At 67.3% G+C, this 12,666-nt stretch carries 15 protein-coding genes; 14 read left to right on the top strand and 1 reads right to left on the bottom strand.

Annotated features, from left to right (window positions below; all coding sequences use genetic code 11):
• Nucleotides 1-26 precede the first annotated feature (26 nt).
• From bfr to hemP, 13 genes are all read left to right on the top strand, one after another.
• Nucleotides 27-503, top strand: a complete 477-nt coding sequence (bfr, locus tag QTI33_RS17545; protein WP_286507441.1) for a bacterioferritin — start codon at nt 27-29, stop codon at nt 501-503.
• 196 nt (nt 504-699) lie between these two features.
• The gene (locus QTI33_RS17540) at nt 700-1,344 is read left to right on the top strand and encodes a PepSY-associated TM helix domain-containing protein (protein WP_286507440.1); all 645 of its coding nucleotides are present in this window, start codon (nt 700-702) and stop codon (nt 1,342-1,344) included.
• Between the two features lie 19 nt (nt 1,345-1,363).
• Nucleotides 1,364-1,888, top strand: coding sequence for a DUF2271 domain-containing protein (locus QTI33_RS17535; RefSeq protein WP_286507437.1), 525 nt, complete (start codon nt 1,364-1,366; stop codon nt 1,886-1,888).
• A 34-nt stretch (nt 1,889-1,922) separates the two neighbouring features.
• Nucleotides 1,923-2,726 (top strand): DUF4198 domain-containing protein, encoded by an 804-nt coding sequence (locus QTI33_RS17530; protein ID WP_286507435.1) that lies wholly within the window; start codon nt 1,923-1,925, stop codon nt 2,724-2,726.
• 128 nt (nt 2,727-2,854) lie between these two features.
• Nucleotides 2,855-3,781, top strand: a complete 927-nt coding sequence (locus QTI33_RS17525; protein WP_286507434.1) for an FAD:protein FMN transferase — start codon at nt 2,855-2,857, stop codon at nt 3,779-3,781.
• Complete coding sequence (locus QTI33_RS17520; protein ID WP_286507433.1) at nt 3,778-5,154, top strand: sulfite reductase subunit alpha; 1,377 nt, start codon at nt 3,778-3,780, stop codon at nt 5,152-5,154. Before QTI33_RS17525 ends, QTI33_RS17520 begins: the two co-directional genes overlap by 4 nt.
• Nucleotides 5,155-5,373: 219 nt before the next feature.
• Nucleotides 5,374-7,767 (top strand): catecholate siderophore receptor Fiu, encoded by a 2,394-nt coding sequence (locus QTI33_RS17515; protein ID WP_286507432.1) that lies wholly within the window; start codon nt 5,374-5,376, stop codon nt 7,765-7,767.
• Between the two features lie 83 nt (nt 7,768-7,850).
• The gene (locus tag QTI33_RS17510; RefSeq protein WP_286507739.1) at nt 7,851-8,531 is read left to right on the top strand and encodes a Fe2+-dependent dioxygenase; all 681 of its coding nucleotides are present in this window, start codon (nt 7,851-7,853) and stop codon (nt 8,529-8,531) included.
• Nucleotides 8,532-8,647: 116 nt separating this feature from the next.
• Entirely contained in the window at nt 8,648-8,920 is a 273-nt protein-coding gene (locus QTI33_RS17505; protein ID WP_286507431.1) for a (2Fe-2S)-binding protein, read from the top strand.
• Between the two features lie 105 nt (nt 8,921-9,025).
• Complete coding sequence (locus QTI33_RS17500; RefSeq protein ID WP_444814858.1) at nt 9,026-9,718, top strand: energy transducer TonB; 693 nt, start codon at nt 9,026-9,028, stop codon at nt 9,716-9,718.
• 20 nt (nt 9,719-9,738) lie between these two features.
• Complete coding sequence (locus tag QTI33_RS17495; RefSeq protein ID WP_286507428.1) at nt 9,739-10,452, top strand: MotA/TolQ/ExbB proton channel family protein; 714 nt, start codon at nt 9,739-9,741, stop codon at nt 10,450-10,452.
• 5 nt (nt 10,453-10,457) lie between these two features.
• Entirely contained in the window at nt 10,458-10,871 is a 414-nt protein-coding gene (locus tag QTI33_RS17490) for an ExbD/TolR family protein (protein ID WP_286507427.1), read from the top strand.
• 104 nt (nt 10,872-10,975) lie between these two features.
• Nucleotides 10,976-11,188, top strand: a complete 213-nt coding sequence (gene hemP / locus QTI33_RS17485; protein ID WP_286507426.1) for a hemin uptake protein HemP — start codon at nt 10,976-10,978, stop codon at nt 11,186-11,188.
• Nucleotides 11,189-11,359: 171 nt separating this feature from the next.
• On the opposite strand, the gene QTI33_RS17480 is transcribed toward hemP, so the two are convergent.
• A complete protein-coding gene (locus QTI33_RS17480) occupies nt 11,360-11,767 on the bottom strand; it encodes a GlcG/HbpS family heme-binding protein (RefSeq protein WP_286507423.1) in 408 nt (135 codons plus the stop codon).
• Between the two features lie 166 nt (nt 11,768-11,933).
• Between QTI33_RS17480 and QTI33_RS17475 the strand changes: the two genes are divergently transcribed.
• Nucleotides 11,934-12,635, top strand: a complete 702-nt coding sequence (locus tag QTI33_RS17475; protein ID WP_286507422.1) for a Bax inhibitor-1/YccA family protein — start codon at nt 11,934-11,936, stop codon at nt 12,633-12,635.
• Nucleotides 12,636-12,666: the final 31 nt, after the last annotated feature.

Below are 12,666 nucleotides of genomic sequence, written 5' to 3'. Positions count from 1 at the left end.
GCCTCTTTAAGAACAAGGAAAAAATCATGAAGGGCGACCCTCAAGTCATCGACCATCTGCAGGCGCAACTCAAGAACGAGTTGACCGCGATCAACCAGTATTTCCTGCACTACCGGATGCTCAAGCACTGGGGCCTCGACAAGCTGGCCAAGAAGGAATACGAGGAGTCGATCGGCGAGATGAAGCACGCCGACCGGATCATGGACCGGATCTTCATGCTCGACGGCCTGCCGAACCTGCAGGACCTGGCCAAGCTCCAGGTCGGCGAAGACGTGCCCGAGATCCTCGAATGCGACCTGCGCTCCGAGACCGGCGCGCAAGCGACCATCAAGGCCGGCATCGCCCACTGCGAGAGCGTGCGCGACTATGTCTCGCGCGACCTGCTGCAGGAAATCCTGGACGACACCGAGGAACACATCGATTTCCTCGAGACCCAGATCGACCTGGTCGGCAAGGTCGGCCTGCAGAACTACCTGCAGTCGCAGATGGGCGAGAACGAGTAGGCCGGCACGGCGTCCGGCGCGCGGGGCCATGCCCCGCTTTTTTTCGACTTTACGAAACTTCATTGCTATCGAAAGAGGAGCAATGAACGCAGATTCGACGGGCCCTTCCACCGTATCGAAATGCCTCGTCGGGCGCCACCCGGAACCCTGCAAATAGAATTCATTCTCATCTGAGCGGCTAGAATCGCCCGCTCCGATGACTGCCGCCACCACCGACAACCGCCGCCGCGCCTACTGGCTCAAGACCCTGCACGAGTGGCACTGGGTCAGCTCGGCGCTCTGCCTGATCGGGCTGCTGCTGTTCGGCATCACGGGCTTCACGCTCAACCACGCGGCCAGCATCGAGGCCCGGCCAAAGGTGACGAGCCGGACCGCCACCGTCGACGACACCTTGCGCGCGGCCTTGCAGAAGGAAGTCCCCGCCGCCAAGGCCCGCAAGGGCAAGGCCGAACTGCCGGCCGAACTGCAGTCCTGGATCCAGGCGCAGTGGGCGGTCGACACCGCCGGCCGCGACGCCGAATGGTCGGACGACGAGATCTACCTTTCGCTGCCGCGCCCGGGCGGCGACGCCTGGCTGCGCCTGAGCCTGATCGACGGCGAGGCCGAGTACGAGCGCACCGACCGCGGCTGGCTGTCCTACTTCAACGACCTGCACAAGGGGCGCAACAGCGGCGCGGCCTGGAGCTTGTTCATCGACGTCTTCGCGGCCGCCACGCTGGTGTTCTCGATCACCGGGCTTTTCATTCTCAAGATGCACGCCGGCAACCGGCCCTTCACCTGGCCGATGGTCGGCATGGGCCTCGTCATCCCGGTGCTGCTCGCGCTGCTGTTCATCCACTGATCCAGGAAAGAGGTTTTTCGTGCAAGTTCGCTATTCCCTCGCGCTCGCCGCACTCTTCGGCGCGCCGGCCTTCGCTGCGGGGCTCACGGTCAACGTCGAAGTGCCGCGCCTCAACGTGGCCGAGTACCACCGCCCCTACGTGGCGGCCTGGATCGAGCGGCCCGACCAGTCGGTGGCCGGCACGCTGGCGGTCTGGTACGACGTCAAGAACAAGGGCGGCAACGCCGAAGGCGAAGGCACCAAGTGGCTGAAGGACATCCGTCAGTGGTGGCGCCGCACCGGCCGCGAACTGCAGATGCCGGTCGACGGCGTCAGCAGCGCCACGCGGCCCGCCGGCAAGCACCAGATCGCCGTGTCCGAAGGCTCGGTGCAGTTGCCCAAGCTGGCGCCCGGCGCCTACAAGCTGTACGTCGAGGCGGCGCGCGAGGTCGGCGGCCGCGAGATCGTGAGCATCCCCTTCCAGTGGCCGCCGGCCAAGGCCGAGCAGTCGCAGGTCGCCGGCAGCAGCGAGTTGGGCGAGGTCTCGCTCGAACTCAAGCCCTGATCCCACTTCGTCACCAACTTCCCGGGAACCCATCATGAAGCTCTCCTTGCGCACCCTCGCCCTCGGCATCGCCCTCTGCGCCGGCACCGCGGCCGTCCAGGCCCACAACGCGTGGCTGATGCCGTCGAGCACCGTGCTGTCGAAGGCCGACTGGATCACGGTCGACGCCGCGGTGTCGAACGACCTGTTCTTCTTCAACCACAACCCGCTGAACCTCGACAGCCTGACGGTCACCGCGCCCGACGGCAGCGCGCTCAAGCCCGAGAACATGTTCAAGGGCAAGCTGCGCGCCGGCTTCGACCTGAACCTCACGCAGCCCGGCACCTACCGCCTGGCCCTGATCAACGAAGGCGTCTTTGCACGCTGGAAGGACAAGGCGACCGGCCAGACCAAGCGCGCCCGCGGCACGCCCGAGAACATCGCCGGCCAGATCCCGGCCGACGCGACCGAGGTCGAAGTCACGCAGTCGGCGGGCCGCAACGAGACCTTCGTCACCGTCGGCAAGCCCAGCGCGCTGCGTCCGAGCGGCAAGGGCCTCGAACTGGTCACGGCCAACCCGACCGACCTGGTGAAGGGCGAGAAGACCGGCTTCACGCTGCAGCTCGACGGCCAGCCGGCCAAGGACCTCGAGGTCACGGTCACGCTCGGCAACACGCGCTATCGCGACAAGCTCGACGAACTGAAGGTCAAGACCGATGCCAAGGGCCAGTTCAGCGTGACCTGGCCGGAAGCCGGCATGTACTGGCTCGATGTCAGCACCACCGACAAGAAGACCTCGCTGCCGCAGGCCAAGGAACGGCGCCTGAGCTACGCCGCGACGCTGGAAGTGATGCCCTGAGTTCGACCGCGAAAGTTCCGGCGCCCGCGCCGGCGTCCTTCGCGACCTGGGCCGCGGGCGGCTACGCCAACGCGCCCCGGCCGCGCCGTGCCGACCCGGCCCGCCTGCAGGCGCTGGCCGGCCGCACCATGGGCACGACCTGGTCGCTGCGCCTCGACAACCCGCGCATGGTCGCGCTCGAAGAGGTGCGCGCCGCCGCCCAGGCCGCGCTCGATCGCGTGGTCGCGCAGATGAGCACATGGGAAGCCGACTCGGACATCCGCCGCTTCAACCATGCCGCAGCCGGCAGCCGGCACGTGCTCGAACCCGAATTCGCCAAGGTGCTGGCCTGCGCCCTCCAATGGGCCGCCGCCAGCGACGGGGCGATCGATCCGAGCATCGGCCCGCTGGTCGCGCTCTGGGGCTTCGGTGCCGACGCCGACACATCGCACGACGCGCCGCCCTCGCCCGCTGCGATCGTGCAAGCGCTTGAACGGGTGCGCTGGCAGCGCCTGGCGCTGGACCCCGACACCCGCACCGCCATCCAGCCGGGCGGCGCGGCGCTCGACCTGTCGGGCGTCGCCAAGGGCTTTGCGGTCGACCAGGTCGCGGCCGCGCTGCAGGCACTCGGGCTCGCCGATTTCCTGATCGAAGTCGGCGGCGAACTGCGCGCGGCCGGTCGTCGTCCCGGCGGCGATCCGTGGCAGGTCCTGGTCGAGGCGCTGCCCGGCCACACGCACCGGGTGCCGCTCGACGGCATGGCGATCGCGACCTCGGGGGACCGCTGGCATGTCCGCGAACACCAGGGACGACGCTGGTCGCACACCCTCGATCCGCGCACCGGCGAGCCGGTCCAGCATGCGCTGGCCTCGGTCACGGTGCTGCATCCCGCCTGCATGGAGGCCGACGCGCTGGCCACCGTGCTGACCGTGCTGGGCCCCGACGACGGCCTGGCCTTTGCCCGCAGGCACGGCGTGGCGGCGCTGTTCGTGTGCCGCGCCGACGCCGGCCCGCGCGCCTTCTCCAGCCCCGCCTGGCCGGCTGCCTCGCTCACCCCGACCGTCGACGCCGCATGACCGAGCCGACCCTGCGGGCGCTGGCCGCCTGCTTCACCGTGCTCGCCTATGCCGCGCTGTGCGCCGCCATCTACTGGCGGCAGCGCCGGCAACGCGACGCCAGCCAGCGCAGGGCCAGTGCCCTGGCCGGCGGCGGGGCCGGCGCCGCCACCCTGGTGCTCTATGCCAGCCAGACCGGCCAGGCCGAGGCCCTGGCATGGCAGACCGGCGGCTGGCTGCATGCGGCCGGGACACCGGCCCGCGTGATGCCGCTCAACGAGGTCGATGTCGACCTGCTGCGCCAGGCGCCGAAAGCACTCTTCATCGCCAGCACCTATGGCGAAGGCGATGCACCCGACGGCGCCAGCGTGTTCGCCGAGCACGTGATGGGCGCGAAGGCCGAGCTGTCTTCGCTGCGCTACGCGGTGCTCGCGCTGGGCGACCGCCAGTACGCCAACTTCTGCCGCTTCGGCCGCCTGCTCGACGAATGGCTGCACGCGGCCGGCGCGACCCGCAGCTTCGAGCGCATCGAGGTCGACAACGCCGAGCCCGCCACCCTGGCCGCCTGGCAGGCGCAGTGCGGCGGCGGCGCGCCGGCCGGCGAAGCGGCGGGCGCCTCGGAAGCGCCGGAGCCGGTCGCCGTGCCTTTGCGATTGGCGTCGCGCACGCACCTCAACGACGGCAGTGCGGGCGCACCGGTGTACCGCCTGGCCTTCGCCCCGATGGCCGCACCAGCCGCCGGCTGGGAATCCGGCGACATCGCGCGCCTTGTCCTCGCCAGCGATCCCGGGCGGCCGCGCGACTATTCGATCGCCTCGATCCCCGCCGACGGGGCGCTCGAGCTGCTGGTGCGCCAGGAGCAGCACCCCGACGGCCGGCTCGGTGCCGCCTCCGGCCTGCTGACCTCGACGCTTCGCCTGGGCGACACGGTCCAGCTGCAGCTGCGTGCGCACCGCAATTTCCGGCTGGGCGAGAACCTCCAGCGCCCGCTGCTGCTGATCGGCAACGGCACCGGGCTGGCCGGCCTGCGCGGCCACCTGCGCGCCCGCGCAGCGCAGGGCCGGCACGACAACTGGCTGGTCTTCGGCGAGCGCAACGCGCAGCACGATTTCCTTTGCCGCGCGGAGATCGAGGCCTGGCAGCAAGCCGGCGTGCTGCAACGGCTCGACATGGTGTTCTCGCGCGACCAGGCCGAACGGCTCTATGTGCAGCACCGGCTGCTCCAGCGACATGAGGAGGTGCGCGCCTGGATCGCACGCGGTGCCGCGATCTATGTCTGCGGCAGCCTCCAAGGCATGGCCTCGGGCGTCGATGCCGCGCTGCGCCAGATCGCCGGCGACGCGCCCCTGCGCGATCTCACGGCCGCCGGCCGCTACCGGCGCGACATTTACTGACATCGCATCGTTGCTCACAAGCAACGAAAGGGCCCCGGGCACCTCCGAAATTTCTCTCAATATGAACGCTCTGTTAACAGTCGTATTGAGATTCATTATCATTTCGTCACTTCGCGCTTCCGCGAATCAACTCACCCAGCCAATCCCGCCGCCCCGTCGCAGAGGCCGCGCGGGACCCGCCAGTCGAGTTCCCGGTTTTCATTCCTCTCGGAGAATCTCATGGCCTACATCAAGAGCCGCAAGCATGCCGTCGCGCGCGCGCTCCCTCCCTTCGGCAGTGCCGCTGCCGCCGCCACGCTGATCGCGCTGGCAGTGCCTGCCATTGCGCAGACTTCCACCAACACGCTGAAGGAAGTGCGCGTCGAGGACAGCACGGCGGACGACTTCCGGGTCGAGAACTCGGCCAACCCCAAGTTCACGGCACCGCTGGTCGACACCCCGCAGGTCATCCAGGTCATCCCTGAAGCGCTGATGCGCGAGCAAGGCGCCACCACCCTGACCGAGGCGCTGCGCAACACGCCAGGCGCGGGCGCGTTCTTCCTGGGCGAGAACGGCAGCACCAACACCGGCGACTCGATCTTCATGCGCGGCTTCGATGCCTCGGGCAGCATCTTCGTCGACGGCGTGCGCGACCTCGGCGCGATCTCGCGCGACATGTTCAACATCGAACAGGTCGAAGTGGTCAAGGGTCCGTCGGGCACCGACGTGGGCCGCACCTCGCCGACCGGCTACATCAACCTGATCACCAAGAAGCCCAAGCTCGAAAACAGCTTCTCCGGCTCCCTCACCTACGGCAGCGCGGACTTCGGCCGCGGCACCCTCGACTGGAACCGCGTCATCAGCGGCGCCGACGGCTCGGCCACCGCCTTCCGCCTGAACGCCGTCGCCGAAGACGGCGGCGTGGCCGGCCGCGACGAGGTCAAGAACAAGCGCTGGGGTATCGCGCCCTCGATCGCCTTCGGCCTCAACACGCCGACGCGCGTGTACCTCGACTACCTCCACGTGAAGCAGGACAACGTGCCAGACGGCGGCGTGCCGACCATCGGCCTGCCCGGCTACAGCACGCCGGACGCGCTGCTGATCAACTCGCCGATCCTGCGCCGCACCTTCCTGAACTACGCGCAGCGCGTCGATTCGAAGAACTTCTACGGCACCACGTCCGACTTCAACGACGTCACGGCCGACATGTTCACCGCCCGGGTCGAACACGACATCACGCCCGACATGACGATCCGCAACGTCACGCGCTACGGCAAGACCGAGCAGGACTACATGCTGACCTCGTTCATGCTCGGCGGCCTCACGGCGACCCGCGTCGGCACCACCAACACCTACCGCGGCACGGTCCCCGCGCTGACCGCGGGCTTCATCAACACGCCGGTCGCGAGCAATCCGCTCACCTGGACCGTCACGCGCAACGGGCCGACCAACCGGGACCAGGAAAACACGATCTTCCTGAACCAGACCAGCCTGTCGTCGAAGTTCAAGACCGGCAGCTTCAGCCACACGGCGAACTTCGGCCTGGAACTGTCGCGCGAAGAGCAGACGGCCGGCAACTTCTACGCCCCGGGTTTCGCATCGATCAACACGACCTTCGCGCCGGCGGGCTCCTGGCCGGTCGCCAACCTCTACAACCCGGATCCGAACGTCACCGGCTACAACCGCATCTCGAACGGCACGGGCTCGTTCGGCAAGACCGACACGGCCAGCCTGTACGCCTTCGACACGATGAAGATCAACGAGCAGTGGCAGATCACCGGCGGCCTGCGCTATGACCACTACACGACCGACTACAGCGCGACCGCGCTGACCTTGCCGGCGCGCACGATCACGCCGACCGACCTGTCGACCTCGGGCGACCTGTGGAGCGGCAAGATCGGCGTGGTCTACAAGCCGGCCGAGAACGGCAGCATCTACGCCGCCTACGGCACCTCCGCCCAGCCCCCAGGCGGCGCCAACTTCGCCCTGGCGGCCGGCGGCACGGGCAGCAGCGCCTCGCGCATCGACTTCGAGCCGCAGGAAGCCAGCACCTACGAGGTCGGCACCAAGTGGGACGTGCTGAACAAGCACCTGTCGCTGACCGCCGCGCTCTACCGCACCGAGGTCAAGAACGAGGTCGTGCAGGACCCGACCACGCTGCTGTACTACCAGACCGGCAAGAAGCGCGTGCAGGGCATCGAGCTCGGCGCAGCCGGCGCGATCACCGACAACTGGGGCGTCAGCGCCGGCTTCACGACCATGGACACCTCGATCGTGAGCGGACCGGCCGTGACCGCCGACGGCAGCGACGTGTTGGCCTACACGCCCAAGAACGCCTTCACGCTGTGGACCAGCTACCAGCTTCCGTTCGGCGTGACCCTGGGCGGCGGCGCACGCTACAACGGCAAGCTCAACCGCGGCACCGACGGCGCGATCGGCACCCCGACCTACACCGACGCCTACTGGGTGTTCGATGCGATGGCGTCCTATCGCGTCAACAAGAACGTCGAGCTCCAGCTGAACGTCTACAACCTGTTCGACAAGGACTACGTGGCAGCGATCAACAAGAGCGGCTACCGCTACACGCCGGGCATTCCGCGTTCGGCCCGCCTGACCGCCAATTTCGCGTTCTGACGTCGATCAAGCCGCCCGCATCTTCGCGGTGCGACACTCGAGCCCCGGCCCTGCCGGGGCTTTTTCATTGAGGAATGCTGAAGATGATGCTGCATGTGCCCGATGTGCTGAGCGCCGAACAGGTGCACAAGATTCGAGCCACCCTGGACGCCACCGACTGGGTCGATGGCCGCGAGACCGTCGGCGACCAGGGGGCGCAGGTCAAGCGCAACCGGCAGCTGCCGGAGCAGTCGCCGGTCGGTCGCGAACTGGGCCGGGTGATCCTGGCGGCGCTGTCGCGCAACCCGCTGTTCTTCGCCGCCGCCCTGCCGGTGCGCTTCGTGCCACCGCTGTTCAATCGCTACGAAGGCGGCGAGCACTACGGCTTGCACGTCGACGGCTCGGTGCGCGCCGTGCCGGGCACCGGCGAGCAGTTGCGCACCGACCTGTCCTGCACCCTCTTCCTGTGCGATCCCGAGGACTACGAGGGCGGCGAACTGGAAGTGGTCGACACCTACGGCACGCACGAGGTCAAGCTGCCCGCCGGCGACCTGATCCTCTACCCGTCCAGCAGCCTGCACCGGGTCCACCCCGTGACCCGGGGCGCCCGCGTGTGTTCGTTCTTCTGGCTGCAGAGCATGGTGCGCGACGAGCGCCAGCGCGCGATGCTGTTCGAGCTCGACCAAGTGATCCAGAAGCTGCGCGGCCGGCTGGGCGAGTGCGAGGAATCGGTGGCGCTCACCGGCCAATATCACAACCTGCTCCGGATGTGGTCCGAGGTGTAGGTCGGGTCCTGAAATTTCCCGACCCTGCGGCCGCGATAGTTATTGCAAATGCGAAGAATTCGTATTTATAATCGAGTCTTCTTCAAACCAGCCAGCTAAAAGCCGCCTTCACCGCCATGATCGTCTGCGTCTGCCGCCGAGTTTCCGACCGTGAAATCGCGCGCCATGCACGCGCCGGGATGACGTTCGACGAAGTGCAGTTCGAACTCGGCGTGGCCACCCAATGCGGCCAGTGCGAAGGTTGCGCGCGCGACGTGGTCGCGCAGTGCAGCGCCTCGCACCCGGTCGCCGCGCTTCACCGCGACACCGGCCCCCAGGCGATCCAGCTTGCCAATTCCATCAAGGAAAGCAACGCATGGAACTCTTCGCGGCTCTCTGCGGCAGCCTGATCCTGGTCGCCAGCTCGGTCTGGTGGATTCTTCGCAAGTAACTCTTCAGCGTAGCGGTTCTGCTGCACCGGGGCGCTCTTTGCGCCCCCCGTATTCGAATGGTTGATCGTGTCTGACCGCTTTTCCCCGCCTCCCTCCGCCCTTGGCCTGTCGCGCAACGCCGTCATCGCCGGCAGCGTGGTGCTGTTCCACGTCGCAGCGCTCTGGGCCCTGCAAAGCGGCTTGCTGCGCCGCGCCGCCGAGGTGGTGATCCCGGTCGAGATCCTGAGCGAGTTCATCGAGCCGCCGAAGCCGAAGGAACTGCCCCCGCCGCCGCCGCCACCGCCCGCCCCCAAGCCCCAGGTCACCAAGGCGCCGCCCCCGCCGCGTCCGCAGGCGATCCGCGAGCCCAAGCCCACGCCGGCGCCGAATGCGCCGACCGGCAGCATCGAACCACCGCCGCCGCCGGCCCCGATCGCCCCTCCCGCACCGCCGGAACCGCCGGCGCCGCCGCCGGCGCCACCCGCGCCGCCCTCGGTGCAGCTGCCGTCCAGCAACGCCGACTACCTGCAGAACCCCAAGCCGGTCTATCCCGCCATGAGCAAGCGCCTCGGCGAGCAGGGCAAGACGATCGTGCGGGTGCTGATCGGGGTCGACGGGCTTCCCAAGCAGGCCAGCGTCCGGCAGTCGAGCGGCTACGAACGTCTGGACGAGGCGGCGCGCAACGCCGTAATGAGCTGGCGCTACGTGCCGGGCAAACGCAATGGGGTCGTCGAACCAATGGAGTTCAACGTGCCGATCAACTGGGTTCTCAACTAATTTTCTTGGAGTAGTTTCGTATGGATTCCCACTTTGGCCTGATGAATGTCTGGCAGCAAGGCGACTTCGTCACCAAGGCTGTCGCGCTGCTGCTGATCGGCATGTCGCTCGCATCCTGGATCGTGATCCTGATCAAGGCGATCGACGTCGTGCGCTACAAGCGCCTGGCGAAGCACTCGCAGGACTTCTGGCACAGCGAAGACTTCGCCACCGCGCTTGCCAAGCTCGGCAAGGACGACAGCAACCCCTTCCGGGCGCTGGCGCTCGAAGGCCGCGAAGCCGCCGCCCACCATCGCAACACCAAGGCCCACCTGCATGACGCGCTCGACGTCAGCGACTGGATCACCCGCGCGCTGCGCAATGGCATCGACGAGTTCACGGCCCGCCTCCAGACCGGCCTGGCGATCCTTGCATCCGTTGGCTCCACGGCGCCCTTCATCGGCCTGTTCGGCACCGTCTGGGGCATCTACCACGCGCTGATGAGCATCGGCTCGGCCGGCCAGGCAACCATCGACAAGGTGGCCGGCCCGATCGGCGAGGCGCTCATCATGACGGCCCTCGGCCTGGCGGTCGCGATTCCCGCGGTGCTCGGCTACAACGCACTGGTGCGCGGCAACAAGTTCGTGCTGACCAAGCTCAACAGCTTCGCGCACGACCTGCACGCCTACTTCGTGACCGGCGCCCGGGTCCAGAGCGGCGGCGAAGCCACGGTCGTGCCCCTCAAGAAGGTCTGAGCGCCATGGCTTTCGGAACACAGGACGAACCCGACGAGGTGATGAACGAGATCAACATGACGCCGCTGGTCGACGTCATGCTGGTGCTGCTGATCATCTTCATCATCACGGTGCCCGTGATGAAGCACGCCGTGAACATCGATCTGCCGCGCGCCAGCAGCGAGCCCGAGCAGACCAAGCCGCAGAACATCCTGTTCACCGTGGCGGCCGACGGCAGCTACTACTGGAACGAACAGAAGATCGAAGACGGCGAACTGGTCGGCCGGCTGGCTGCCGAGGCCGCCAAGGACCCGCAGCCCGAGCTGCACATCCGCGGCGACAAGGCGGTGCGCTACGAGCGGGTGGCGCAGGCGATGTCGGCGGCCCGGGAAGCCGGCGTGCGCAAGATCGGCTTCATCACCGAGCCCGATCCGAAATAAGCGCGGCCAGCGCGGCGTGCAAGTCAAAAAAACCGATCGCCGCGATTGACTTTCAATTGAGAATGGTTATCATTAACCAACCGCTTCGACACAGGAGTCATTCAATGTCCGCAACGCCCAACGCCTTCACCGTGCTGAACCATCCCTCGCTGGATCACGCAGGCGGCGGCCGTGCTGCCGCCGAAGCGGCCCGCCCTGCCGCCCTGTTCGAGAGCGCGGAGCTGCTCAAGGGCGGCAAGGCCGTCGGAATCCTTCACAATGGCTCGCTGTATCGCCTGCAGGCCACCAAACTCGGCAAGCTGATCCTGACCAAATAGGATCGGCCACGCCCCTCGCGCAAGTTTCATCGTGGGGCGACTCCAGGAGATTCATCTCCGAAGGGTCGTTTTTTGCTAGCCAACGGTTCGCCGACTAGCCAAGCTTTTTTTCACGTTGAACCCATGAAAAACGCCGTCCAGAAGGACGGCGTTCTTGTTGGAGCGAACCGTTCAGAGGCCCAGCGCGGCGATGCCGGCCTTGGCGATTTGCGCATCCTCGTTCGACTTCACGCCGCTGACGCCGACGGCGCCGATGACCTGCCCGTCCTTGATGATCGGCACGCCGCCTTCGAGCAGCCCCTGCACGCCCGGCGCGGTCAGGAACGAGGTCCGGCCGCCGTTGATCATGTCTTCGTAGGTCTTGCTCTCGCGCCGCCCCATGGCCGCCGTATGGGCCTTGGCGGGCGCGATGTGGGACGACAGGGCCGCGGCACCGTCGAGCCGCTGCAGCCACAGCAGGTTGCCGCCGTCGTCGGCGATCGCGATGGTCACGGCCCAGTTGTTCTTGAGCGCCTCGGCCTCGGCGGCAGCGGCGATCGCCTTGACGTCGGACAGTTCGAGAAAGGATTTGGTCTTCATGGTCTTGCAGGAAAGTTGAGCAACTCCCAAGCATAGCGTTCAGGATGGGGGCCGAACCCGGCGACGACAGGAATGTTCGATGTCGGGGTTTTTCTGCGGGCCCGGCCTTGCAGGCCCCTAGAATGCGCCAACCTGCAGCGTTGCAGCCAACCCAGGAGCTTCAGCAATGAACGACCGCCTCAACACCCTCGACACCTCCGTCGGCTACGGCCAGACGCTGCCGCAGGCGGAGCGCCAGCGCGTCCTGCGCAACACCTACTGGCTGCTGGCCCTGAGCCTGCTGCCCACCGTGCTGGGGGCCTGGCTGGGCGTCGCCACCGGCATCACCCGCTCGCTGACCGGCGGCCTGGGCCTGATGGTCTTCCTGGGCGGCGCCTTCGGCTTCATGTTCGCGATCGAGAAAACCAAGAACTCGGCCGCCGGCGTGCCGGTGCTGCTCGGCTTCACTTTCTTCATGGGGCTGATGCTGTCGCGCCTGATCGCGATGGTGCTGGGCTTCAGGAACGGCTCCGAGCTCATCATGACGGCCTTCGGCGGCACCGCCGGTGTCTTCTTCGTCATGGCCTCGCTCGCCACCGTGATCAAGCGCGACCTGTCCGGCATGGGCAAGTGGCTGTTCGTCGGCGCTCTGGTGCTGATGTTCGGCGCCATCATCAACATCTTCGTCGGCTCGAGCGCCGGCATGCTGACCATCTCGGTCGCGGCCATCGGCATCTTCTCGGCCTACATGCTGTACGACCTGAAGCAGATCATCGACGGCGGCGAGACCAACTACATCAGTGCCACGCTGGCGCTGTACCTCGACCTCTTCAACGTGTTCCAGAGCCTGCTGGCCCTGCTCGGCATCTTCGGCGGCGAACGCGACTGAGCGCCTTCCGCAGCGATCGAGAAAAGGGCCC

This window comes from Variovorax davisae, from assembly GCF_030316845.1.
GTDB classification, from domain to species: Bacteria; Pseudomonadota; Gammaproteobacteria; order Burkholderiales; family Burkholderiaceae_C; genus Variovorax; species Variovorax davisae.
This window is presented reverse-complemented; position numbering and strand designations above follow the sequence as displayed.

What these genes read in the sequence shown, in the direction of transcription:
- QTI33_RS17520 (WP_286507433.1), top strand. Translation starts at nt 3,778, where the DNA reads ATGACCGAGCCGACCCTGCGGGCGCTGGCCGCCTGCTTCACCGTGCTC.
- QTI33_RS17525 (WP_286507434.1), top strand. Translation starts at nt 2,855, where the DNA reads ATGGGCACGACCTGGTCGCTGCGCCTCGACAACCCGCGCATGGTCGCG.
- QTI33_RS17480 (WP_286507423.1), bottom strand. Translation starts at nt 11,767, where the DNA reads ATGAAGACCAAATCCTTTCTCGAACTGTCCGACGTCAAGGCGATCGCC.
- hemP (WP_286507426.1), top strand. Translation starts at nt 10,976, where the DNA reads ATGTCCGCAACGCCCAACGCCTTCACCGTGCTGAACCATCCCTCGCTG.
- QTI33_RS17510 (WP_286507739.1), top strand. Translation starts at nt 7,851, where the DNA reads ATGATGCTGCATGTGCCCGATGTGCTGAGCGCCGAACAGGTGCACAAG.
- QTI33_RS17540 (WP_286507440.1), top strand. Translation starts at nt 700, where the DNA reads ATGACTGCCGCCACCACCGACAACCGCCGCCGCGCCTACTGGCTCAAG.
- QTI33_RS17515 (WP_286507432.1), top strand. Translation starts at nt 5,374, where the DNA reads ATGGCCTACATCAAGAGCCGCAAGCATGCCGTCGCGCGCGCGCTCCCT.
- QTI33_RS17490 (WP_286507427.1), top strand. Translation starts at nt 10,458, where the DNA reads ATGGCTTTCGGAACACAGGACGAACCCGACGAGGTGATGAACGAGATC.
- QTI33_RS17475 (WP_286507422.1), top strand. Translation starts at nt 11,934, where the DNA reads ATGAACGACCGCCTCAACACCCTCGACACCTCCGTCGGCTACGGCCAG.
- QTI33_RS17495 (WP_286507428.1), top strand. Translation starts at nt 9,739, where the DNA reads ATGGATTCCCACTTTGGCCTGATGAATGTCTGGCAGCAAGGCGACTTC.
- QTI33_RS17530 (WP_286507435.1), top strand. Translation starts at nt 1,923, where the DNA reads ATGAAGCTCTCCTTGCGCACCCTCGCCCTCGGCATCGCCCTCTGCGCC.
- QTI33_RS17505 (WP_286507431.1), top strand. Translation starts at nt 8,648, where the DNA reads ATGATCGTCTGCGTCTGCCGCCGAGTTTCCGACCGTGAAATCGCGCGC.
- bfr (WP_286507441.1), top strand. Translation starts at nt 27, where the DNA reads ATGAAGGGCGACCCTCAAGTCATCGACCATCTGCAGGCGCAACTCAAG.